This is a genomic window from Gardnerella sp. DNF00983, assembly GCF_049244265.1.
In the GTDB taxonomy this organism is placed as follows: Bacteria; Actinomycetota; Actinomycetes; order Actinomycetales; family Bifidobacteriaceae; genus Bifidobacterium; species Bifidobacterium vaginale_J.
On sequence record NZ_CP058392.1, the window covers coordinates 26,399 to 51,519 of the forward strand.

Consider the following 25,121-nt stretch of genomic DNA (forward strand, 5'->3'; position numbering starts at 1 on the left):
CGATTGCGTATATTCGTAGTCGCCTTTGTTTGTAACTACTAAAGAAGTGTTGTAAACAAAAGCGCTTGTCTTGTACGCAATTTAACTAAAAACTAAACAAAAGGCGGAAACTGATTAACAGCTTCCGCCTTTTATTTTTTATGTATTGCTATTAGAGAATACTCAATTACTCAGCAACAGGTGTTGGAAGAGCACCAGTGTGCCAAATGCGATCGAGGTAATCTTCGATAGAGCGGTCAGAAGAGAAGTAACCAGAGTTGGCTACATTCAAGACTGCCATGCGAGCCCACTTCATTGGATCGCGGTAAGTTTCCTCAATCTGAGCCTGAATATCCATGTAAGAGCTGAAGTCAGCCATTGCCATGAAGTAATCATGGGTAAGCCAATCGTTAACGAGTGGCTCATACACGCTCTTGTCGCCGTTGGAGAAGGTGCCGTCAGCAACCATATCAACAGCAGTCTTCAAGCGAGGATCAGATTCATAGTACTTACGGGAGCCGCCGTGATCATAGCCTTCAGCGTAGAGCTTCTCAACCTCGTCAACGGTCATGCCGAAGAGGAAGAAGTTCTCAGCGCCAACGCGTTCGCGAATCTCAACGTTTGCACCATCGAGAGTACCAACAGTCAAAGCACCGTTCAAAGCGAACTTCATGTTACCAGTGCCGGAAGCTTCCTTACCAGCCTGAGAAATCTGCTCATCCAAATCGGTGGCAGGAATCAAGTTCATTGCCAACTCGATGTTGTAGTTTGGTGGGAAGAACACAGCGAGCTTGCCCTTGCATGCTGGGTCGTTATTCACCACGCGAGCAACATTGTTAATGAGCTGAATGGTGAGCTTTGCCATAGCATAGCCTGGAGCAGACTTAGCGCCGAAGAACACGGTGCGTGGAAGCATCTTGTCGACGTCGATTGTGCCGTTCTTAATTCCAGCGTACATGGAGATGACCTGGAGGATCTTCATGGACTGGCGCTTGTACTCGTGCAAACGCTTGATGATGGTGTTGAACATTGTGTCTGGGTTGATCTCAAAGCCATACTTCTGCTTTGCGAAATCAACGAAGGCAAGCTTGTTCTGCTTCTTAACTTCAGCAAACTTCTTAACGAATGCCTTGTCGTCAGCCAATGGCTTCAAACCTTCGAGAAGCTCCAAATCACCCTGCCATGCGTCGGTACCTAAGCCCTCAGTAATAAGAGCAGACATGCGTGGGTTGCTCAAGCGCACGAAGCGACGAGGAGTTACGCCGTTGGTGACGTTCTTGAACTTATCTGGGTAAACGCTGGAGAAGTCCTTCAAAGTGACATCCTTCAACAACTCAGAGTGAAGCTCAGCAACACCGTTAACGTAAGAACCGCCGTAGGTAGCCAAGTAAGCCATACGAACTACAGCACCTTCGCCATTTTCGTCAGCGTCGGTAGCGATGCGCATGCGCTCAACCTGATCCTCAGCAACGCCCTTACCACGAAGCTCGTTGCGGAACTGCTCGCTAATGCCTTGAATGATTTCAAGGTGGCGTGGCAAAAGTTCGCCGATAAGCTTGGCTGGCCAAACTTCCAAAGCTTCTGGAAGCAAGGTGTGGCAAGTGTAGTTGAAGGTCTTGGTGGTGATACCCCAAGCGGTGTTCCAATCGTAGCCGTACTCGTCCATAAGAACGCGCATAAGCTCTGGAATGCCGATAACTGGGTGAGTATCGTTCAACTGGAAGTTGATCTTGCTTGGGAAGGTGGTGAGATCCGGCTTATCCTGACCTGGATAGAATACGCGGATAGCATCATGAATAGAAGCAGCTACGAAGAAGTACTGCTGCTCAAGACGCAAAGCCTTGCCTTCTGGAGTGGAATCTTCTGGATAAAGAATCTTAGAAATGTTTTCCGCTGCAACCTGTGGCTTAACAGCGTCCAAGTAATCAGACTTGTTGAAGGTGAGCAAATCAAACTCGTCGTAAGACTTAGCAGTCCACAAACGAAGAGTGTTTACGCGACCAGAATTATAACCTGGAACCATGTAGTCAACTGGTACTGCACGAACAGACCAAGCTGGCTTCCAAACGCGCTTGCCGTTTTCTTCTACAACTTCACCACCGAAGTTGACGCGCTGGTCACGACCATAATCAATGTGACCCCATGGCTCTTCATTGCTAAGCCAGTAATCAGGGGTTTCAACCTGCTTACCTTCTTCATCAAAGCGCTGCTTGAAGATGCCGTAACGATACTGGATGCCGTAGCCAAATGCTGGAACGCCAATAGAGGCGAGTGAATCGATGAAGCAGGCTGCGAGACGACCCAAACCGCCGTTACCCAAACCTGGTTCATACTCAGCATCGATAACAGCCTTTGGATCAAAGCCAAGCTTAGTAACAGCCTTATTGAATTGGTCAGTGAGACCAGCGTTCAACAAAGCGTTCTCAAGCTGCTTACCCATCAAGAACTCTGCGCTCAAATAGCCCACAGCCTTGGTATTGCCATTAACCATGTCATGCTGAGTCTGCATCCAAGAGTCCATCAAGTGACGACGAACTGCGGTAGCAGCGGCAACATACACATCTGCCGTAGTGGCCTGCTCTGGCGTTACACCCTGGGTGTACTTGAGGTGCTCTTGAAGTTCTTTGGCAAATGCCGTCGCAGTAGTTTTGGCTTTCGGCGCGACGTGTTTAGTCATATTTGACTCCTTGTGCCGTTTGATATATTTCCTAAAAGTGTGCAGCCTAAAACTTTGTGTTTAGACAATTAAACCATCACCATTTTGCAGATAACTTTTTCAGATAACTACAAGAGGCATGTGAATGCACACGATAACCCCAAGAATACCACAACCTAATCCCTTTAAATATTTGTATATAACGTCTTAATACAAATATATTGCTGAAAGTAGGTTGTTTAGAAGATAATAAAAAATATGTCAGTAATACTTGAACGAGATATAAAACGAGGACAATGTGCTTGGCAATCCTGGTGCGAATCTTCTATTAAAGCGCTTAGCAATGGCGTAGAAGCCACGCAAATAAATAGTAATATTTTAAATATCTCTTTAAGCGACGAAGCTTTAGCAGTTAGATATTCTCTATATCTTCTTGAAAATAAGGTGCCTGGGTGTGCAGTAGAAGTAAGAGTTGCGCCTTTTGGTGCAGTAAAAATTTTGGAAGGACCGGCTTCGGATCCGCATAATCTCACGCCACCAGATGTTATTGAACTTGAGCCTAAAGTATGGCTTCGATTAGCGAGTGGTGTTACTAAATGGCATCAAGAACAGGACTTTGGCAACATAAGTGCAATTGGCGAGCGTGATGATTTAAGCGATATTTTGCCGTTGTAAGTTGGCTTTATGCAGCTTAATTGCGTATTTGCAGCGTGTATTTACAAATATCCTGGGCAAACAATATTTCGAATGCCCAGGATACGTAAATAAAATAATTTTAATAAATTTAATTTTTAAATGTCGTGTTTATGTATGAAGTTTGGAATTGGCATAGGGATATGATGATGCACTGGCGTGTGCGCTCCCGAGTTTGTAGAAGAGTTTTCGCTGCTCACAGCTTTTGCAGCTGCTTCCGCAGCCCACTTGGCATACTCGTCTAAATCATCTTCGTTTGAAGCATCAACGGCATCATTTTCTTGATCTGTGTCATTCTCTTCTGGAAGATATGTATCTTCCTCATAGCTTTCGCTCGACGCAAATGGATCGAAGGATCCTTGTCCGGGTTCGCTGGAGTTAAGTTCCTTAGCAAGCTCGTCATAATCCGTATCGGTCGTCAGGTATTTGAGCTTACGGGCAATTTTCTGTTGCTTTGCCTTCTGTCGTCCGCGGCCCATCTGACCCCCTCTAAAAATTAAGTAACAATCAGTTCATCACACAAGAGCGTACCACTTAACCGCAACCGAGTATATTGTCTGTGTAAACTTTTACCATAAAAGCCATATTTTCAGCGTAAAAATACGCACAATTAAGGAGCCTAAAATGCCGGAAGAAGCACAGGTCACAGCTGCTGGTAATGAGATGAGCGCGAGCTTCCTTGCAGCGCGTAAACGTTCAGATGCAACGCTTGAAAAGTTAAAAGCTAGTCCTTCGTCTTTTACTATGCTTACTGGAGATCGCCCAACTGGTCGTTTGCATTTAGGACATTATTTTGGATCTATTCGTGAGCGTGTTGCAATGCAGCAGCGCGGAGTAAAAACCAATATTATTATTGCAGATTATCAAGTAATTACCGATCGTGACACCACTGAGCATATTGAAGATAATGTTTTGAATTTAGTGCTGGATTATATGGCTGCCGGAATTGATCCTGAAAAAACAATGATATTTACTCATTCCGCAGTTCCTGCAGCAAATCAGCTTATGTTGCCTTTCCTTTCGCTTGTTACAGAAGCAGAATTACACAGGAATCCTACTGTAAAGTCGGAAATGGAATCATCTGGACATGCTTTAACCGGATTGCTTCTTACGTACCCAGTGCACCAAGCTTGCGATATTTTGTTCTGCAAAGCTAATGTTGTGCCGATTGGTAAAGATAATTTGCCGCACGTTGAAATCACTCGTACGATTGCGCGTCGTTTTAATGAGAGATACGCAAAAAAGAATCCAGTGTTCCCAGAGCCGGCAGCAATTTTGTCTGATGCTCCTGAAATTCCAGGATTGGACGGACGAAAGATGAGCAAATCTTACGGTAACTCGATTATGCTCGGGGCTACTGCCGAAGAAACTGCCAAATTAATTAAGAAGAGTCCAACTGATTCTGAGAGGATGATTACTTTTGATCCAGTAACTCGTCCGCAAGTTTCTGCGCTTCTTACTACCGCAGGCTTAGTTACAGGCAGGGATCCTAAAGATATTGCTGCAGAAATTGGTAACGCTGGTGCTGGCGCATTGAAAGCTTACGTAATTGAAAACGTAAATAATTTCTTGGCACCTCACCGTGAGCGTCGTGAAGAACTTGCAAAAGATATGGATGCTGTTCGAGACATTTTGCATGACGGCAATAAGCGTGCAAATGCTATTGCAGAAGAAACGCTTTCTCAAGTGCGAGATGCTATGGGAATGAAGTATTAATTAAATTTCAATAAGTAAATTAATAAAAAATAAAGCCGCTCGCAAGAAAACTTGTAAGCGGCTTTTTGTTAAAAATTAACGGGCTGAAACTTAGAACATCACACGTCGTAACGCCAATTTTTATCTGTAATAACGCGTGCTACAGCAAGACCAATAGGTAAGCAAATAATTACCATGAAAGCGCGGAAAGTCCAGTCTAACGCTGGAAGCGTGTGAAATTGACCAAGATAAAACATTGCGCGATACATATAAAGTCCAGGAACCATAATTACGATAGATGGAACCGTAAGACCTATTCGTGGATAACCCAAATATTGAGGCGCTAATCCGTGACGAACGATAGCTCTCCAAGCAGAAGCTAGCAAGCCTGCCAATAAAGCACCGCTGAAAGCTGCAATTTCGGCAGCGACTCCAAAATCTGTCATAGTTAAGCGAAGAGTATCTGTAATAGCTCCAATAACTCCTGCAACTATGCACATGCGTTGTGGAGAATTAAACAGCACTGAGAAGCCCCATACTCCAGCAAAAGCTGTAATAAGTCGAAGAACTGCGTTAAGCCAAGGATTTAATCCGAGAGGAGGGAAGCCTTGAGGATTGAGCTGTACAAGGCTTGCAACCGTCCATCCTGCAAGAGTTCCCATCAAAATAATCGCTAACGTGTAACACAGTCGTTGAATTCCTGAAGGGAAATCAATTTTTGCAATATCTAAGCCGCCTGTAATAAGAGGGAATCCAGGAATAACAAACAACACTGAGCCAATGTATGCAGTTGTATGATTGAGCGCGCTAGGGTCAAAGAAGCCAATAAGACGCAAAGCCCCAATGCATGATAGTGCACCTATTGCAACAGCTACGAATGTAACTACAAACTGGTTTAGATGCTTCATAAACATTCTGCGACGAATATAGTGACCGATTCCTGCACCAATAAAAGCACCAATCATGTCGTAAATACCGCCGCCAAGCAAGAACGCAAAGGATGCGCAAGCAACTGCCGAAGCAAGACCAGCAAACCACGGTTTGTATAGTGGTTTCCTATTTTTAATCAAATCAAGACGGTCGTGTACTTCCCTAACTGTAAGAGGATGATCATTTTTAGATTCGTCATTACTGTTGGATGCGTTTACGTGCGAAAAATGTTCAGCGTAAGCACTTTCTGGTTGCAATGCAAAAATTCCGCGCGGCTTTTCTTTTTTTATAGCTTCTTGCAATGCTTTCTTTTTTGCAATTTTAGTAGCATTTTCTTCAGACTGCTTAGCTGTTCGTACAATAGTATGTTCGTCGTCGCTCGCTTGCAAAGTGTCAACTAATTCCTTAGAAACAGCAGCTTTAGAGTGATATAAAGAATCGTTTCCAAGCTTGACGTTAAACCAATCTGCAAAATGTTCTAGAAGCCAAATGCGCTCAGTGTTAACACCTGTGGTTGGAAGATCTACAACTTCAGTAATTCGCTCATGCTTATCAGTGCAAGTTGCTTCAATATCTGTGAGATTCACGTCCGCGCGCACGTGTACGCCCATCGGTTCGCCGATTCTGTGCATAAGCTCGCGAACTCGGTAGCTTCCTGTGCCTGCTCCTAAGCCGAGTGCACCGACGCGAATAATAATACTCGATTTCGCAGCAATTCCTGCTTGTGTAACTGGCTTATCCCAATCTCGCTCAACATCGTCCATATCGAGTGGAATAGCATGAGTATGAAAACGCCCAGAAGGTTTTCCAACTATATGACCAGTCGAAAGAATTTCAGGCTTATCGCAATCGCAGTTGTTGGTGCTGTTGTCGTGTGTATTATTCTCAATATTATTCTCTGCTGTACTCACAATTTTTTAGTATACGCAACCCCGTTGCCGAGTTATATTTTGTTGATAAATCAGCATTCTTTAAGACGTCCGGTGGTAGTTTCACAATTAACTTGGTATCTCGCTGGAAACAAGGCTGTGGGCTTGCAACTTCTGACCTACATAACCGCGGAGGAGCCGCGGAAGTCAGACGACCAAGCAACCTTAGTCTGGCGTAAGGAGGTCTGATGGCAACAGAAAATCAGCAGGTTACTCCGGCAGACGCAACTATTGTTACGTCTGGTTTAGGGCGAAAAGGCCCAGAGGAGCGTGACCTTCCAGCATCACTTAAGCAAGACATGGATTTGTGCTTGCATATTCTTCGCGATGTTCTTGGCGAATTCGATGAAAAATTATTAGCAGTATTTGACGATGTGCGTTTGAATGCTGTAGAAGCTAGTGCGGCTCATTTTGCGCAAATGGTAGACGCAAAAGTAACTGCAGATGATGGCTTAAGTAAAGCTGTTAGCAAGCTCAACGGAATGAATTTGCACGATACGCAGCTTTTAGCTCGTGCTTTCGCAACATATTTCCACTTGGCAAATTTGTGCGAGGAAAATTATCGTGTTTCTGTACTTCATCAGCGTGAATGTGAAGTTGAAGATTCATTGCCTGTTGATCCAGTTAACGAACTAACTTGTGCTTATCACAAGTTGCTCACTGAAATGAGCCCTGCTGAAGCGAAAGAATTGCTTGCAAAGCTTGAGTTCCATCCTGTATTTACTGCGCACCCAACCGAAGCTCGTCGTAAAGCCGTTGCAGGTAAGATTCGCAGAATTTCGCAATTATTAAGCGAACATCATCGTTTAGGCGGATCTGATAAGCGCGAAAATTATCGTCGCCTCTATAACGAAATCGATGCGCTTCTTCGCACTTCTCCGATTGCTTTGAAGAAGCCAACTCCGGTTGAAGAAGCGGATACTATTCTTGACATTTTTGACGCTACATTATTTGACACTATTCCAGTCGTGTATCGTCGATTTGACGATTGGCTTCTTGGCAAGAAGGCTGGATTAGTTCCTCCGCGTTGTCCTGCATTCTTCCATCCAGGAAGCTGGATTGGTTCAGATCGAGATGGCAACCCTAATGTGACAGCTAAAGTGAGCCGTCAAGTCGCTCGAAAGTTTAGCGATCACGTGCTTGCAGCTTTGGAGAATCGTACTCGCGAAGTTGGCAAGTGCTTAACTATGGAAACTCGTACAACGCCTCCAAGCGTGGAGTTGCTTGAGTTGTGGAATCGTCAGCGCGAAATGAGCGAACAGCTTACAGAAAACGCTTCAGACGTTTCTAATAGTGAGCCGCATCGCGCAGTAATGTTGGTAATGGCTGAACGTTTGCACCGCACTATTAGCCGCGATACGGATTTGATGTATCATTCTTGCGAAGATTTCATTGAGGATTTGCAAATTGTGCAACGCTCTTTGGCAGAAGGTGGAGATCCTCGTGCTGCATATGGTCCTTTGCAGGATTTGATTTGGCAGGCGCAAACTTTCGGATTCCACATGGTTGAAATGGAATTCCGTCAGCATTCTCTCGTGCATTCTCGCGCTTTGGAAGATATTCGCGAGCACGGATTGCATGGCGAACGCGGTCCGCTTCAGCCAATGACTCGTGAAGTGCTCGACACCTTCCGCGCTTTGGGCGCAATTCAAAAGCGCAACGGAATGCGTGCTGCTCGACGCTACATTATTTCCTTCGCAAAATCTGCTCAGCATGTGCGCGACGTATTTGAGCTTAATCGTCTTGCTTTCGCTCACCCACAGGATGCGCCAACAATCGACGTCATTCCGCTGTTTGAGCAGCTCGAAGATTTGCAGAATTCCGTAAACGTGCTTGAGGAGATTATTAAAATTCCTGAAGTGCAGGCTCGTCTTAAGGCTACTGGCCGCAAGATGGAAGTTATGCTTGGCTACTCGGATTCTTCCAAGGATGCTGGTCCTACTTCCGCAACGCTTGCTTTGCATTCTGCTCAGGAGCGAATTGCTCAATGGGCTAAGAAGCACGATATTGATTTGACATTGTTCCATGGTCGCGGTGGCGCTGTTGGTCGCGGTGGCGGTCCTGCAAACCGCGCAGTGCTTGCTCAGCCAGTTGGTTCCGTCAACTGCCGCTTCAAGCTTACTGAGCAGGGCGAAGTTATTTTCGCGCGATATGGCAATCCAATTCTTGCTATTCGTCACGTTGAATCCGTTGCTTCTGCAACTTTGCTTCAGTCTTCGCCAAGTGTTGAGAAAACTAACACTGATATGACGAAGAAGTACGCAGATATGGCTGCAAAACTTGATGTTGCAGCTCATGAGCGCTTCCTTGACTTGCTGCAAACGGATGACTTTACCCCATGGTTCTCTACGGTTACGCCGCTTAGTGAGATTGGTTTGCTCCCAATCGGCTCTCGTCCAGCTAAGCGTGGTTTGGGAGCAAAGTCTTTGGACGATTTGCGCACAATCCCGTGGGTGTTCTCCTGGGCTCAGGCTCGCATTAACTTAGCAGCATGGTACGGATTGGGTACGGCTTGCGAAAAGTTTGGCGATTTGGAAACTTTGCGCAGAGCTTACGAAGAGTGGCCGCTGTTTAGTACTTTTATTGACAATATTGAGATGTCTTTGGCTAAGACAGATGAGCGTATTGCTCGCATGTACTTGAGTCTTGGAGATCGCGAAGATTTGAGCGATAAAGTACTTTCAGAAATGCAGCTTACTCGCAAGTGGGTTTTGCAAATAGTCGACGACAAGTGGCCTTTGCAGCATCGTCACGTGCTCGGTCAGGCTATTCGTGTGCGCTCGCCTTATGTTGACGCGCTGTCTGTAATCCAGTCGCTTGCATTGCACAAGCTTCGCAACAAGGTAGACAAAGAAGAGCTTAGCGAAAGCCAGCAGGCAGAGTTCATCTACCTTATTCTTTGCACTGTTTCTGGTGTTGCTGCAGGCTTGCAGAATACTGGATGATTTTATAAGTTTATGTGATTAAGAAAAGCCTTCGTACTGCTTTATTAGCTGTGCGTTGGCTTTTCTTTTTATAATCATATTTTATAAATTTTGTTAGCTTTTATAGCATATTTTCTATTTAACACAGTAACGATAGAATATGTTTTATAAGTCGAAGTGTTTTCAAAATTTGTTGATAGCTTGTATTTGTCACCTTTGCGCAAGCGCATCAATACAAGGAGGTAATAATGCACGAGACAGTCAAAGAAGATCTTTTAAAAGAAGATTCACTTTTGGCTACATCTGTGTGGAGCGCGATGCTAGCTGGTAATCGTAAGTTTGCAGAAGGCTCATTAAATTGCCATGGACTTAGTGAAGAAACGAGATTATCTCTTATTGAAGGTCAGCATCCTGGAGCTGTTGTTCTTTCCTGTGCTGACTCGCGCGTGGCTCCAGAATTTGTGTTTGGTGCCGGTTTAGGTGATATTTTTTCTGTTCGCACTGCAGGCGAAGTCTTTGATGATGCTGTAATTGCATCTTTAGAATACGCTGTAAGCGATTTGGGAGTAAAAGTGCTTGTTGTTCTTGGACACGAGCATTGCGGTGCTGTACAAGCCGTTTTGCCGAATGTGCAAAAGCTGGTTTCTAAATACGGCGAAGATGAAACAAGCGAAATGATTGAGTCTAGCGAGTCAATATTGCTTCGTTCTTTAGGGCCGGCTGCGCTCGCAGGTATTGAAGAAGACTTGAGCACGGACGATATTGAGCGCATTCACGTGTCTAATATGTTGGCTGAAATTTGCGATAAATCTCAAATTATTCGTGAAGCCGCTTTTAACGATAACCTTATGCTAGTTGGCGCTAGATATAGAATGAGTGACGGTTTGGTAGAGGTTCTTTCATGCTAAGTAGCATGTAGTCGCATTTTTAACAGAATTATTAATACGTTGTTAGGTTACAGATATGAATCAATCATCTAAAGATACGCTTGATGCAAATTCTGCAAATTCCACTAATTCTGCGAACTATCTTTTCTTGCTTGTCGGAGCTCCTTTAGTAGCTTTTATTATTGCAGCTGCTCCTGCTTTACAAGGGCAACATCCTTGGTTTCTAATTGATACAACAATTCGAGGTGTTTCCGGATTGTTGCTACAAGCTATACCTTTTACGCTCATAGGTGTGCTTGTTTCTGCTGCAGTAGAAACTTGGGTAACTGCTGATTTTATCGAGAAACATGCTCCAAAATCCACGGCAAATGGTTTCTTGGCTGCCATATTGGCTGGCGTTTGCGTGCCTGTTTGTGATTGTGTAGTAGTTCCAACATTTTCTCGTTTAGTCGCAAGAAAACTACCTTTGCCGTGCGCCATAACTTTTTTATGTGCAGTTCCTGTTGTAAATCCAGTATCTGTATTGGCAACATTTTATGCGTTTTCTGACGCTCCAGCTGTTGCTATTATGCGTATTGCTCTAGGTGTTGGTATTGCATTATTGGTTGGATTAAGTTTTGTTATATTCCCTTCGAAAACCAATATTTTGCGTAAGAAAATTTTAGTAGAAAGCGAATCTTCTTTACATTGTTCTTGCGAATTGAATAACGAAAGTGATCTCACAAAAAGTAATATTGAAAAGCCTAGTATTTCTGCACAAATTCGCAAATATGTGCAGCATATACATCAGGATTTAATAAAATTAATTCCAATTATTGTGTGTGGAACTATAGTTGCTTCTGTAATTCGCGCATGGCTCGGAGCTGATCCTGCTTCTCGCGTGCAAGTGAGTAATGTTTTCATTGCTATTCCGGCAATGATGGCTATTGCGTACGCAAGCTCTCTATGCTCAAGCTCAGATGCTGTAATTGCAAGAAGTTTAGCAACATCATTGCCTATGTCGTCAGTGCTAGTATTTCTGCTGTTTGGTCCTATGCTTGATTTAAAGAATACGCTTATGCTCGTTGAGGATTGTCGTGGTAAATTTGTGTGGCGCTTAACATTAACTATTGCTTTTGCGTGCTTCCTAGCGTCGTTATTAGCTCAATGGGCTTGGGGGTTCATCGCATGAAAAAGCAAAAATGTGCTGAGCATAATGCTTGTAAAAAAATCACTTTAGCTCAATTTGTAGAAGCTATTTTATTGCTATTTTTTGCAATCATAATTGCTGAAGTTGCTTTAAGTGGTCAATATACGCTTTTTACTACGCCTAGAGCATATTATTATTTGTTAATTGCTGCTATTTTGCTATTTATTTTGTCTATATGTGCTGCGATTGGATGGTTTTCTGTTTCTTCGCGAGATGCTTGGCGTATGCTTGTAGCTTTCGTTGTTCCTGCGCTACTTATTATTATTCCTTTGTGTTACGCTCAAAATATTAGTTTAGATGGATTCGACCAGTATGCTGGTGGTCGTGCTATTGCTATTCGTAGCCAAAATTATCCTTTGCCAGGATTGCAGGAAAAGTCTCGTGAGATAACAGTTGATGATGATGATTTTGGCTCATGGTATGACGAAATTGATCATAATGCTGCAAAATATGATGGATACACAATTACTCTTACAGGTTTTGTTAGCAGAGATTCTACGTTGAATGCAAATCAATTTAGGGTATCTCGTCAGCTTATGTCATGCTGTATTCTCGACATGTCTCCGTTTGGATTAGTTGCAGAAAAATCAAATATTGGCGAAATTCAAGATCACGAATGGGTGCGTGTTCGTGCGCGCGTTTCTAGGGGCAATATTGGCATTCCTGGATATCAGCATTCTGGAGTTGTGTTGCACGTTATATCAATGCAAACAGCTCAAGCTCCAACTGGATATTTTTATCGCCCATAAATAATTTATCTTCGTTAATGATGATAATTATTTTAGAATTGTTGATATCGCATAGAAGTAAACTAAGATAACAAGTATGGCGATTGGTTTTAATATTCTACTCATTATGATTTTTTTGCTATTTGGTTCCGTATTTGCGGCAACCGAATTAGCTTTAGTGAGCTTGAGAAGTTCGCAAATTGATCGCATGGAATTGCAGGATGCGCGTGGCGCTAGAGTTGCAAAAATTGCTCGCGACCCTAACACTTTTCTATCTGCTCTACAAATTGGAGTAACTCTTTCTGGCTTTCTTTCTGCATCGTTTGGTGAGTCTGCTTTAGCTCCGTATGTTGTGCCGGTTGTATGTTCATGGGGTGTTTCTTCGCACGTTGCTGGCCCACTTACAACAATCTTCCTAACTCTTGTTATTTCTTACTGTTCTATTGTTATTTCTGAATTAGTTCCAAAACGTATTGCTATGCAGCGTGCTGAGCAGATTGCTAGATCAGTGGTCCCGGCAGTTGATGTTTTTTCAAAGATTTGCAAGCCTTTAATTTGGCTTATTGGAAAGAATACTAATGGTTTTGTGCGCATTCTTGGCTTTGATCCTAACGAGAAGGAAAGCGAAGTTTCTGACGAAGAACTGCGTGTGCTTGTCAATAGCAATAAGCGTTTAAGTCAAGATGAGCGCACTATTTTGGATGATGTGTTTGATGCGTCTGAAACTATTGTTGCTGAAGTAATGCGTCCTCGTGCTGATGTTGAGTTTTTGGATGGCTCGTTGAGCCTTGAAGAAGCTGCGGCGAAAATTCGTGAGCTTCCATATTCCAGATACCCTGTTATTGGCAAGGATTTTGACGACGTTATTGGTTTTGTGCATGTTCGCGATTTGTTAGATGTGCGTGATCCAAATGCAAAAACTGTTGCAGATGTAACTCGCGAAGGAATTAGTCTTCCTGGAACTTCCAAACTATTGCCAAGCTTGGAACTTCTTCGTAAACGTGGTATTCATTTGGCTGTTGTCATCGATGAATATGGTGGAACTGACGGTATTGTTACGCTCGAAGACATGACAGAAGAGCTAGTTGGAGATATTCGCGATGAATATGATTTGCCTGGTGAAACTGAGCAAAATAATGTGAATAAAACAACTGCTTTTGTAAACGGTGTTGCAAAAATTGATGGCGGTATGACCATTGAAGATTTTGCTGACATTACAGGCATTGAGCTTGAAGATGGTCCGTATGAGACTGTTGCAGGCTATTTCTTAGCGCATACTGGTTCAATGGGAAGTGTTGGAGCTGTTTTGCATGATGCGGATGGTTACGATATGACTGTGACTGCGGTTGATGGTAGACGTATTGCGACGATTGAAGTGCGTCGCCGCGCGTAGTTTAAGCCATAGCAGTAGAATAATAACGGTATTAACAAACCTAAGGAAGGATAGAACATGGCTTTGTTGCATATTTTGCCAGGTCTCGACGAAGCGGCCAGTGAAAAGGCTGTTGCCATTTTACAGAATCGTTTAAGCCACGAGCAGGAAGCTGCTTTGGTGCTTAAGCATGCGCATTGGAATGTTACTGGTCCAGATTTTATTGCAGTGCACGAAATGCTTGATCCACAGGTTGCTGAAGTTTTGGCGCAGGCGGATGAAACTGCTGAGCGAATTGCAACTTTGGGCGGCTCTCCACTTGGACGCGCAGACGATGTTGTTGCTGCTCGCACATGGAAGCGTTTTGCTTTGACTGGTCGCAAGTCCACAAAGGAGTATTTGCAAGCACTTATTGAATACTATAACGATATGATTGCAGACGATCGCAAGGCTATCGCGGAGCTTGATGAGCTTGATTTAGTTAGCTCAAATATTATTCAAGATCATGTTCAACAGTTGGAAAAGTTCCAGTGGTTCATGCGTAGCCATCTTGATTAATTAACCTCTGTTTAATTTTTTTGATTCAAACCGCAACATGCTGTTTTCTTTTTTATGGCGTGTTGCGGTTTGACATTTTCTGTGGCTGTGCTACAGTAACTACTTGTATGTTTTAAGCATACAAGTTGGGCCCGTAGCTCAGGTGGTTAGAGCGCATCCCTGATAAGGATGAGGTCGGAGGTTCAAGTCCTCCCGGGCCCACGATAGAATGACATCATTCTTTCGAATGGGGCTATGGCGCAGCTGGTAGCGCATCTGCTTTGCAAGCAGAGGGTCAGGAGTTCGAGTCTCCTTAGCTCCACAAACAGGGTTCTGATTGATTTTTCAATCAGAACTTTTTGTTTATTAATTTCTTTCTTGTCGCGTGCCCATTCAATTTTTGGGGAATAACCCAATTTTTTACTGATTACCCCTAATAAAATTAGGGTGACACCCTGATATTTGTCAGTGTTGTAAAAAATATAAAAATGCTTAAATAGTTGAATCTCTTTCCAGAGATTACGGTATATATTTTGCTGTACACTACACAAATATATTGTTAACTTGACAGGTATTAGAGAGATGAAAACCATAAAGGTTTTCATTTTAGACGGAAGGATGTAAAAAATGATTTATAAGATAAAACAAAATATTGCTGATATTTCTGCTGGCGTAGTTTCTTTATTAGTAGCTTCATTCGTTAAAGGTCAAGGTTGGAATATTCAAAATATTATGATTTGGCTTGCAACATTCGTAGCAACATATATCACATTACGTCTATTATTTATGCTTTTCAAAATTGTAAGAACTCTTTTCACTAAAGAACAGTAAATTTTAGGGTTATAGGCCGAATCTATGGCAAATAAATTGGCCTATAACCTAAATTTTAAAAAGATATGAAGCATAAACTTATTAATTTAATAATTCAAATAGTACAATTAGTAATTGTTGGATTTCATTATGGTGCTTTTTTAGAAGCATAATATTTACATGAGAATGCTTCTCATCAAGGCTTATTGGTACAATGATTACATATAAATAAACATAAGTATCTTTACGCCGTGTATTGAGTGCGCTATTTAAGTTGCGCCCAATGGGTTAACAAGGCGTGAAATCGTGTGTTAGCAGCGTCTTAAGCGTAGTTAACCTGATCAGCGTAAGGAAAGTGTATGCGTAAACTTTTAGCATATTGCCGTCGTGCACCTCAATTAACAGTCGTAATTCTTGCTTTTCCGTTTATTGCGGCTTTTTACTCATGCAATTTGCCTATATTAACTACTTTTTGTGAGCAAATTTCTAATCTTTCGCAGCAAATCTTTGATTTCTTAAAAATTGATTGCGATATTTCCATAAGTCTTAGTATTGGCAAAACTATTATCGCTATTCTCGTTTTATATACCAGCCTTATTTCTTTGCGCAACATGATTAAAAATTTATTGCGCGGAACTTTAGGCATTGATTTGCTAGCTTTTGTCGCATTGCTTGCAACGCTTTGTATCGGCGAATTTTGGGCAAGTTATTTGATTGTTGTAATGGTTTTTACAGGTGATGCGATTGAAGATTTTGCGCATATGAAAGCCCAGCGCAATCTATCTCTTTTAGTAAGCGCAGCTCCAAAAACTGCTCATCTTATGACTTTGCCAGGCCTTGAGCATGAAATGCAGCGTGCCAATGCGACTAATCATAATCAAAACTGCGATGAATCTTATGTTCCACCGTGTATTGAATGCAATCAATGTAAGCCAAGTTTGTGCTCTTTGTATAAGCATGATGAATTTAGAAAAGTAGATGTTACTAATTCTGCGCAATCTAATAGTGGAGAGCAAAATTGCGAATATAAACGCGATATTTGCCCATTTTTGCAATCAACTACAGATGGAACAATCACCTCAAATTTGCAGCGTTACACTACAGTTCCTGTTGATGAGCTAAAGATAGGAAACGTAATTATCGTGCTTCCTGGCGAAACAGTGCCAGTTGACGGTGAATTACTAAGCGGTTCTGCAACTCTTGACACTAGTGCTATTAATGGCGAATCTGTGCCTAGAGAAGTGTTTGCAGGAGCTTCGGTGCTTTCAGGCTGCGTAAATGGTGGCGTTGTGCTTATTATGCGCGTAACTAAGTTGTCTGAACACTCTCAATACCAAAAAATAATGCAGTTGGTTGAATCAGCTAGGTCTTCTAGGGCAGCTGTAGTTCGTTTTGCAGATATGCTATCTGTGCCGTTTACTGTTTTGTCTTTTGTAATTGCCGGTTTTGCTTGGGGATTTTCCGGTGAAGTGTTGCGATTTGCGCAAGTGCTAGTCTTGGCAACTCCGTGTCCGTTGTTAATCGCAGTGCCGGTTGCGTGCATGGCTGGTACTGGGCGTTTAGCAAAACTTGGAATTGTTGTTAAAAGTCAGGATGTGCTTGAGCAATTAAGTCGTGTAACAGACGTGTTTTTCGACAAAACTGGCACGTTAACTGTAAAACAGCCGCAAGTTGTGAACGTAGAAGTAATTGATACTGCACAGAAAGCTGATCGAATTGTGATGCTCGCAGGTGTGCTAGAAACGTATTCTCAGCACATACTTGCAGGCGGTATTGCTAAAGCGGGATCAGTTTTGTGGGAGCGCACGCATCCATCTTCGACTCCGCAATTGCCTAGCGTTAGAGAATACCCTGTAGTGCACAGTGTTAAAGAAACTGCAGGTCAGGGTATTCAAGGCGTTGTAGACGGTATTTTAGTGCGTGTAGGCAGACGCAAGTACGTTACAGAGCAAAACACGAATCAAACTATAGGCAAATCTCTTGAAGCAGACGAAATGGCAACCTACGTTTCTTTTGACGGCGTACTAGCTGGTCGTATTGTGTTAAAAGACGTGCCGCGCGATAACGCGAAATCAACTATTGACGCATTGCGCACGCTTGGCGCTCACTCAATATCTATTCTTACTGGCGATAGTTTGCAAGCTGCAACAACAATTGGTAAAAGCGTTGGAATTGAAACAATATATGCAGATTTACTTCCGCAAGATAAATTAGCGCACGTAAAAAAAGAAATTTATGATTCGTCTAAAAATAAGAAAGATTCAACTGTAACAATGATGGTTGGAGATGGTGTAAACGATGCTCCAGTGCTTGCAGCTGCCGATATTGGCGTAGCAGTAACGGATGGCACAGATACGGCAGCATCTGAATGCGCACAGGTAGTTATTATGAACAACGATATTTCTTCTGTTGCAAGCGCAATAAGAGTAGCAAAACATACTAAACGCGTTATGGTTCAGTCAGTATTGATGGGAATTGGATTGGCAATTATAAGTATGATTTTTGCAGCTTTCGGTTTTATCCCAGCAGTTATTGGCGCAATGATGCAAGAAGCAATTGATGTTGTTGCTATTATGTGGGCTTTAACAGCATTGCGCGAACGAAAATAAAAATATTTTTTGGCAATATTTTTCAATATTCATTACGGCATCTTTAATAATATTCATTTGAGTATTTTATTTGTTTGAGCATGTTGTAAGACGAAGTAATGCGCTAGTCTAATTATGAAAGCATACGAGTTAGCTGCAAACGGTAACGGCTCAAGCTTGTACGTAACTTATTTTTAGCGAAGAATTACATATAAACGCTTTACAGTTACGCTGCTGAGTGATTGAGGTAACCTATGCTTGTAGGCCGCGCAAAATAGCGCGAAAACGGCGAAAAGTGCCGTATAATACAGCTCAATATGGGGATAATAATGGAAAAAAATAATTTAAACGAAAATGTTTCACAAGAAACATCTCAACTGCGTATTGCTGTAATAGGAGCAGGTCCTGCAGGAGTGTATTCTTCCGATATCTTCTTACGCCAGATTGCAAAGCGTGGAGAAGAATTGGGATTAGGCTCTAGTGCTCGCATTGATCTTTTTGAAAAGTTGCCTGTGCCTTTCGGTTTAGTGCGTTATGGAGTAGCTCCTGACCATCCAAGTATCAAATTTATTGCGGATGCGCTTGAAAAAACGCTTGATAATCCAAATATCCATTTGTATGCGAATGTTGAATTTGGTAAGGACATTGCATTAGAAGATTTGTTGGAGCGCTACGATGCAGTGTTGTTTGCAACCGGCGCTGTGGAAGATAGGCCATTGCGAGGTGTGCCGGGTGCTGATTTAGACGGAGTGTACGGAGCTGCAAAATTCGTAGAATGGTACGACGGATACCCAACTAGCAAGCGCACGTGGCCGCTTGAAGCCAAGGAAGTAGCTGTTATTGGTGGCGGAAACGTGGCAATGGATGTTGCTCGTGAGCTTTTGCGCGACCCGGATTATTTGCGCGCTCATACGGATATTCCAGACGACGTGTATGAGGGATTGCAAAAAAATCAAACTCAAACCTTGCATCTATTTATTCGTCGTGGAGTTGCTCAAGCAAAATTCTCTGTTCAAGAATTGCGTGAAATGGAAAAATTGCAGGGAGTGCAAATTGTTATTAACGAGGATGATTTTGAGCTGGACGATGAGACCATTGAAGTAGCCGGTAACGATAAGCTAACTCGTCAAATGGTTGAGGAGCTTTTCGCTATTCGTGATATGGCTGAAGATATGGAAGATGGTGGAAACGTTGATTTTGAGGGGAATCCTGCCAACAAACGCTATATTATCCACTTCAACTGTGCTCCGGTGGAAATTCTTGGTGAAGATGGGCGTGTGAAGGCCATACGAGTTGAGCGAACTGTAACAAGCGCGGATGGCAAAATGACTCGTACTGGAGAGTTCGAGGAATACGCTGTGCAAGCTGTTTATCATGCCATTGGCTACCACCCCGCAGAAGTTTCAGGTATTGCTTACGATGAAAAGCGTACTTTGCTTGCAAATATTGATGGTCGCTTAGTGACGTCTGTAGAAAATGACGAAGTTCGTGAGCGATTGTATGCAACTGGCTGGGCTAAGCGTGGGCCGGTAGGATTAATCGGATCTACAAAATCTGATGCTCTTTTGATTGTTAATAATATGCTTGAAGATTTATCTAAAGCTGGCGATGCTGGGCGAATCGCACCTGATCGTGATGAAAATTCTATAGATAAATTATTGGCAGAAAAGGGCATTAAACCAATTGATTACGCTGGTTGGAAGCGAGTTGACTCTTATGAGCGTGAACTTGGAGCCAATGAGCAGAGAACTCGAAAGAAAGTTGTTTCAGCTTCTGAACTTGTAAATATTGCTTTAGGTAGCAAGTAATGCTCTAAATAAACTGAAAATATTACTTAGTATTTAAGTTTGTAGTTAGTAAATACGCAGTATATATTCAGAAAAATTTAAGTTCGCATTATTAAGATGGCTCGTATGTTGAAAGGCTTGAGAATACACTATGGCAGCTTAAAAGCCGCACTATTTTTTGTTGTTGTGTGGCTTTTTCTTGCCTTATGCTGGGTTCTTGCTGGCTCGCGTCTTTCGTCACTAATATGGTTCATTATTCCTGGTATCGCATTTAGCATTTTTGCTTATTGGTGCTCAAGTAATTTTGCGATTATTGCTATGCGTGCTACAGAAGTTAGTGAAGAAGAAGAGCCTGTGCTTTACGCAATGGTTAGAGATTTATCTGCTCGAATTGGTAAACCTATGCCGCGAGTAATGGTTTCTCCTTACGAAAGTCCTAATGCTTTTGCAACTGGTAGAAGTGAGCGTCATGCGAGCATATGTTGTACTCGTGGTTTGATTAATATTCTTAACGAACGCGAGTTACGTAGTGTTATTGGTCATGAATTAACTCATATTTATAATCATGATATTCTCGCTTCTTCGCTGGCTACTGCTACAGCAACAGTATTAACGTACCTTGGTTCTTGGCTTGTTTATGTCGGGGATACGTATCGTCGTGATATTCGCAAGTATTGCAAATTTATCGGTAAGTTTTTGAATATTTTATTCGCTCCTATTGCCTCTGTTATTATCAATGCAATTATTCCCGGTTCGCGTGAATTTGACGCAGATAAGGGAGGTGGCGAAATTACTGGAGATTTTGCTGCTCTTGCTTCCGCACTTAATAAAATTACTTACGGCATGCAGCTTCACGAGATGAAATCTACTGCCGGATTGCAGGCTGTTGCTTCTTTGATGATTATTTGCCCATGGAATGATAATTCTTCTGCGCTTGTGCGTTTGTGCGCTGCGCGTCCTACTGTTCAGGATAGGATTGGGCGTTTAATGAGCATTGCTGCATGAATATTTTATTTGTTGAACTTGATTGTCTTGTTTATTGAGTTTATAAACTGATTTCTAAATGTTGAAGCGGTAAGCTGTGCATGATACCCTTAGATGGTTGTTGAAACTAGTTTGCTTAGTTACAGCATGCGGATGTAGTTCATCGGTAGAATGGAAGCTTCCCAAGCTTCAGAGGCGGGTTCGACTCCCGTCATCCGCTCCATTCATATTGTAAATTTGCGTAAGTTGCAGTTTTTGTACATTGGATGTATAAAAACTACAGCAGCTTAGCCTGGGTTTGAGCCAGAATAGTTCTGAGCGGTTTTGAGTAGTCAAGTACTTTTTGACGTAGCAGTCGTCCCTATACACAAGCTACATAAAAAGCGCTGAGTTACTTATGATATTAATGAATCATCAGTAAATCAGCGCTTAGCTTATTGTTAATAAATTACACGAGATAGCTATCTATTGCTGGTTCTAATTAATAATCATTAATTAGCAATAATTAGAACGTGCGAACATCGTAGAAGTTGTTAAGTTCTTCCATCCAACGTCCAGTGCCAGAAATATCTCCTCGAGTACCTACGGTGAAACCTGGGAAATTGTTCATACGAGCCTCAAGATAGCTTCTAGAGCTATGTCCTTGCGCAGAATTGCCGACGCTTATAGCTCCAGCAAAATTGCCAACAGAACGAATAACCTTGTCGTTGTCTACTTTGTAATGAACAGCGTAACCTTCTCGAGTGAGCTTATTGCCAGTATTGGCGACTGCGCGTAACCAACGGTTGAAAATATTTCCCCAAATTTGTGGTGAATTGAATGTGTAAATTTTCTTAATCCAGTTGTAGCCTTTGCCTTTAGCACGAATTAAAGCACGCTGTGCAAGATATCCTCCGAGGGAATGTCCAGTAATATACAAATTGCTAACAGTATTTTCGCGACCATAACGCTCAATCAACTGTTCAACATCTTTAGCTTGATCTGGGTTATGACCTACAGCTATTGCAAAATCATCATCGTAATCATTAAATTGGGAAGTTCCACGAATTGCTAGTACTTGAACGGTGCCTTGTTCTAAGAATGGGTATGGACTTACATTTTCAAACAAAACAGCATCAAATCCTCCCCTTTTGTGGTAGGTTTCCTTAACTTTCCAAAATGGTGCAAGCTCGTTGTGCATAAGGCGGTACTCATTGCGGTTTTTGTAAATGTCGTGAAGCGGTTTAGTGTAATCGAGTACCTTAGTTATGTAATTATCATCTCGATAAGAAAGTTCAGAGAATAAAACCATATCGCGAGGACTAATATCCCACCTGCGAGGATTGCTGTCTTGATTATCTGGAATACCATCGCCATCGGTATCGTTCATCATAGGGTGAGAATTGTACCCATAATAAGTCTTACCGTCTTTAGTGTAAGTGTAAATTTCCTGGCTATTAGTTAAGCCGTCACCGTCTAAATCAGCTTGTGGATCAAGAGGCTTCTTGTGATATAAAGACATATCCAAAGCACCAGGTAAATCTAAGCCTATAGTTCCATCTGCGATTTGTTTAGCTGTTTCAGCAGTAAGTGGAGTTTTTGCATAATTATCTGCGGTTGTTGCCATTGCTGGCGTTGCGAAAGCAGATAGGCTCAAGAGCATGCACAGACTAGTTAAGAACCCTGTCACCGCATTGCGTTTCATAGTACCTCCCATATTTTGTTCAGTTTTGTAGTCAACAAATGTATAGGACGACTGTTTCTTATTATGATTACGATTTGTAGCACCTCTTTGTTAACTACGCGCGTTATATAAATTAATCGAAATTTATTTTGCCGCCACAATTGCTATTCTACACGGTTCAATTGTATAGTCTACATAAACAAAAGTCCATACTTCTAAATAAATGTTGTTGCTTCTTTTTTGTTTACTAAAATCATTGACGATGTGTATAAGCACCATAGAAAACATCTATATAACTAGAGTTATTAATAGTCATAATCTATTCTTAATAATGAAAATAAAAGCGCAAAGAATGCGCAAATGACCTATTTAGGAGAATGATATGAGTTTAATGAACACGCATATTCTTCCATTTAAAGTAAATGGCTATAAGAATGGCGAATTTGTTGAAGTAAGCGATACTGATGTTCTTGGCAAATGGGCAATTTTCTTCTTCTATACAGCTGATTTTTCATTTGTATGCCCAACTGAGTTGGAAGATCTTGCAAATCACTATGAAGAATTGCAAAAGTTAGGCGTTGAAGTTTACTCAGTTTCTACGGATACGCATTTTGTACACAAAGCATGGCATGACGATTCTGAAGCAATTGCAAAAGTAAAGTACACTATGTTGGGAGATCCTTCCGGCGCTCTTTCGCGTAATTTTGACGCTTGGAATCAAGAATCCGGTTTAGCTCACCGTGCTACGTTCCTTGTAGATCCGCAAGGTATGATTCAGTTCTTTGAGATGACGGCAGACGGAATTGGTCGTAACGCAGACGAGCTGCTTCGTAAAGTTAAAGCAGCACAGTATATTGCAGCGCACCCAGGCGAAGTTTGCCCAGCAAAATGGGAGCAGGGCGAAGAAACCTTGGAACCTTCTATCGATTTAGTCGGCAAAATCTGATTTTTGCAATTAAATATTAAATATTAAAGAATATTTTTAAAGAATTATCTCAATGCGTAGGGAGCTACGTTCATAGTTTCCTACGCATTTCTCTTATTTTTGCTTGTGACGAAAATTGTAAAGGGAAGTAAACTATGTCTTTGTTGAATGCGTCATTAACTGCTCAGCTTTCAGAATTACTAAAAAAGATGGTATCTAAAATAGAAATTATTTCTTACGTTGATAATTCTGAAACATCTCAAAAAGTCAAAGCCTTGTTAGAAGAAGTATCTCAACAAAGCAACAAAATTAGTATTTCTGAAGTAAATAATAATGAAATTAGCAATGTAAAGCGTAAGCCAAGCTTTGAATTGCGCAGAAAACTAGATAATCCAGTAAATGGAGAATCTACTGTGTCGGTTAGTTTTGCAGGATTGCCTTTAGGACACGAATTCAGCTCTTTAGTACTAGCGCTTCTACAAGTAAGTGGATATGCGCCAAAAATTAGTGATGCGCAGCGCAATGCAATACTAAAGCTTGGTTCACACAATGTAACAACATACATGTCGGTAACTTGCTTAAATTGCCCAGAAGTTGTGCAATCACTTAATACCATTTCTATTATTAACCCTAAAATTCAGCATACTGTAGTTGAAGGTAGCGCTTTCCGCGAAGAAGTAGACAAACTCGGTGTAATGAGTGTGCCAGCAGTTTTTGAAAATGGCAAACTTATTTCCTCCGGACGGGCAGGAATTGATGAACTTGTATCTGTGCTTGCAGCCCAAGAAAAATCTGTTGAGCAGAATGAGAATGGCAATAATGATAATAGCGTTTCTTCGGCAAATGTTGCGCTCGCAGAAAAAATGAATTCACAAAATCCATACGATATTGTTATTGTTGGTGGCGGCCCTGCTGCTTCCGCTGCCGCAATTTATACTGCTCGTAAGGGCTTGCGTACGGCTATGATTATGGATCATCGTGGCGGTCAGGTTGTAGAAACTGAAAGTATTGAAAATCATATTTCCCAAACACATACGACTGGTTCTCAACTAGCAGCAGATTTAACTAAGCATATTTCGCAATACGATATTGACGTATTTACTCCTGATTGGGCAGACTCGCTCGATTTATCTAAGGAACCATATGGGTTGCATACTATTCATGCGCGTTCTGGCGGATCTTTGAAAGCGCGTGCAGTGATTATTGCAACTGGCGCGACTTGGCGTACGTTGGGCATTCCAGGAGAAGATGAGTATAGAAATAAAGGTGTATCATTCTGCCCTCATTGCGACGGTCCACTTTTCAAAGATAAGAATGTTGTAGTTGTTGGCGGCGGAAATTCTGGTGTTGAAGCTGCTATCGATTTAGCAGGAGTTGCAAAACATGTGACGGTGGTTGAGTTCATGGATGTGCTTAAAGCGGATCAAGTATTGCTTAATGCTTTGCATAAATTACCTAACACTGAAGTTATTACAAGTGCTGCAGTAAGCAGTATTGAAGGTAATGGTAGTAAAGTTACTGCAATACGTTATATAGATCGCAATAAAGCAGACAATGATGAAAACAGAGAACATATTGTTGAAACTGATGGGGTTTTTGTGCAAATTGGTTTAGCTCCAAATACTCGTTGGCTTGCAAATAATATTCCTCTCAATAATCGGGGAGAAATTATTACAAATCGCGCTGGATGCACTGATACTCCGGGTGTTTTTGCTGCTGGAGATTGTTCAGACGAACCGTATAAGCAGATCGTTACAGCGTATGGAACGGGCGCAAATGCTGCACTGTCTGCATTTGACTATCTTATCCGCAGCACGCAAAATAAATAATCTGTAAGATTTATTA

18 protein-coding genes and 3 tRNA genes are annotated in these 25,121 nt (G+C 42.0%); 17 read left to right on the top strand and 4 right to left on the bottom strand.

The window, feature by feature from the left end; translation table 11 throughout:
* Positions 1–166 precede the first annotated feature (166 nt).
* The gene (locus tag HXT34_RS00115; RefSeq protein WP_421784856.1) at positions 167–2,656 is read right to left on the bottom strand and encodes a glycogen/starch/alpha-glucan phosphorylase; all 2,490 of its coding nucleotides are present in this window, start codon (positions 2,654–2,656) and stop codon (positions 167–169) included.
* A 237-nt stretch (positions 2,657–2,893) separates the two neighbouring features.
* On the opposite strand from HXT34_RS00115, the gene HXT34_RS00120 reads away from it, so the two are divergent.
* Positions 2,894–3,310 carry a sterol carrier family protein gene (locus tag HXT34_RS00120; RefSeq protein ID WP_421784858.1) on the top strand — a complete coding sequence of 139 codons (417 nt, stop codon included), beginning with the start codon at positions 2,894–2,896 and terminating at the stop codon, positions 3,308–3,310.
* Between the two features lie 116 nt (positions 3,311–3,426).
* On the opposite strand, the gene HXT34_RS00125 is transcribed toward HXT34_RS00120, so the two are convergent.
* Positions 3,427–3,807 (bottom strand): DUF3073 domain-containing protein, encoded by a 381-nt coding sequence (locus tag HXT34_RS00125; protein WP_415683145.1) that lies wholly within the window; start codon positions 3,805–3,807, stop codon positions 3,427–3,429.
* Positions 3,808–3,952: 145 nt separating this feature from the next.
* Between HXT34_RS00125 and trpS the strand changes: the two genes are divergently transcribed.
* Entirely contained in the window at positions 3,953–5,044 is a 1,092-nt protein-coding gene (trpS, locus tag HXT34_RS00130) for a tryptophan--tRNA ligase (RefSeq protein ID WP_415688941.1), read from the top strand.
* A 98-nt stretch (positions 5,045–5,142) separates the two neighbouring features.
* On the opposite strand, the gene HXT34_RS00135 is transcribed toward trpS, so the two are convergent.
* Entirely contained in the window at positions 5,143–6,864 is a 1,722-nt protein-coding gene (locus HXT34_RS00135) for a threonine/serine ThrE exporter family protein (protein WP_421784861.1), read from the bottom strand.
* Between the two features lie 206 nt (positions 6,865–7,070).
* On the opposite strand from HXT34_RS00135, the gene HXT34_RS00140 reads away from it, so the two are divergent.
* The 13 genes from HXT34_RS00140 (at position 7,071) to HXT34_RS00200 (ending at position 20,911) form a co-directional block, all read left to right on the top strand.
* The gene (locus HXT34_RS00140) at positions 7,071–9,827 is read left to right on the top strand and encodes a phosphoenolpyruvate carboxylase (RefSeq protein WP_415687048.1); all 2,757 of its coding nucleotides are present in this window, start codon (positions 7,071–7,073) and stop codon (positions 9,825–9,827) included.
* A 227-nt stretch (positions 9,828–10,054) separates the two neighbouring features.
* Positions 10,055–10,714, top strand: a complete 660-nt coding sequence (locus HXT34_RS00145; RefSeq protein ID WP_415687047.1) for a carbonic anhydrase — start codon at positions 10,055–10,057, stop codon at positions 10,712–10,714.
* A 55-nt stretch (positions 10,715–10,769) separates the two neighbouring features.
* A complete protein-coding gene (locus HXT34_RS00150) occupies positions 10,770–11,864 on the top strand; it encodes a permease (protein WP_415687046.1) in 1,095 nt (364 codons plus the stop codon).
* Entirely contained in the window at positions 11,861–12,631 is a 771-nt protein-coding gene (locus HXT34_RS00155; protein WP_415687045.1) for a TIGR03943 family putative permease subunit, read from the top strand. The genes HXT34_RS00150 and HXT34_RS00155 overlap by 4 nt, the downstream gene beginning before the upstream one ends.
* A gap of 76 nt (positions 12,632–12,707) precedes the next feature.
* Positions 12,708–14,003, top strand: a complete 1,296-nt coding sequence (locus tag HXT34_RS00160) for a CNNM domain-containing protein (protein WP_174164331.1) — start codon at positions 12,708–12,710, stop codon at positions 14,001–14,003.
* Positions 14,004–14,060: 57 nt separating this feature from the next.
* Positions 14,061–14,540 (top strand): Dps family protein, encoded by a 480-nt coding sequence (locus tag HXT34_RS00165; RefSeq protein WP_012913682.1) that lies wholly within the window; start codon positions 14,061–14,063, stop codon positions 14,538–14,540.
* 127 nt (positions 14,541–14,667) lie between these two features.
* Positions 14,668–14,741, top strand: a tRNA-Ile gene (locus HXT34_RS00170).
* A 27-nt stretch (positions 14,742–14,768) separates the two neighbouring features.
* A tRNA-Ala gene (locus HXT34_RS00175) sits at positions 14,769–14,841 on the top strand.
* Positions 14,842–15,146: 305 nt separating this feature from the next.
* The gene (locus HXT34_RS00180) at positions 15,147–15,350 is read left to right on the top strand and encodes a hypothetical protein (protein ID WP_012913681.1); all 204 of its coding nucleotides are present in this window, start codon (positions 15,147–15,149) and stop codon (positions 15,348–15,350) included.
* A gap of 338 nt (positions 15,351–15,688) precedes the next feature.
* Positions 15,689–17,938 carry a heavy metal translocating P-type ATPase gene (locus HXT34_RS00185; protein WP_421784864.1) on the top strand — a complete coding sequence of 750 codons (2,250 nt, stop codon included), beginning with the start codon at positions 15,689–15,691 and terminating at the stop codon, positions 17,936–17,938.
* A gap of 308 nt (positions 17,939–18,246) precedes the next feature.
* Positions 18,247–19,725 (top strand): FAD-dependent oxidoreductase, encoded by a 1,479-nt coding sequence (locus HXT34_RS00190; RefSeq protein WP_421784866.1) that lies wholly within the window; start codon positions 18,247–18,249, stop codon positions 19,723–19,725.
* A 96-nt stretch (positions 19,726–19,821) separates the two neighbouring features.
* Positions 19,822–20,709: a M48 family metalloprotease gene (locus HXT34_RS00195; protein ID WP_421784868.1), complete on the top strand. Its 888-nt coding sequence runs from the start codon at positions 19,822–19,824 to the stop codon at positions 20,707–20,709.
* Between the two features lie 128 nt (positions 20,710–20,837).
* A tRNA-Gly gene (locus HXT34_RS00200) sits at positions 20,838–20,911 on the top strand.
* Between the two features lie 282 nt (positions 20,912–21,193).
* Here HXT34_RS00200 and HXT34_RS00205 read toward each other — a convergent pair.
* Complete coding sequence (locus HXT34_RS00205) at positions 21,194–22,372, bottom strand: lipase family protein (RefSeq protein WP_421784870.1); 1,179 nt, start codon at positions 22,370–22,372, stop codon at positions 21,194–21,196.
* A gap of 361 nt (positions 22,373–22,733) precedes the next feature.
* Here HXT34_RS00205 and ahpC point away from each other — a divergent pair, with 361 nt between their 5' ends.
* Positions 22,734–23,297 carry an alkyl hydroperoxide reductase subunit C gene (gene ahpC, locus HXT34_RS00210; RefSeq protein WP_421784872.1) on the top strand — a complete coding sequence of 188 codons (564 nt, stop codon included), beginning with the start codon at positions 22,734–22,736 and terminating at the stop codon, positions 23,295–23,297.
* Positions 23,298–23,431: 134 nt separating this feature from the next.
* On the top strand, positions 23,432–25,105 hold the full coding sequence (gene ahpF, locus HXT34_RS00215; RefSeq protein ID WP_421784874.1) for an alkyl hydroperoxide reductase subunit F: 1,674 nt from the start codon (positions 23,432–23,434) through the stop codon (positions 25,103–25,105).
* Positions 25,106–25,121: the final 16 nt, after the last annotated feature.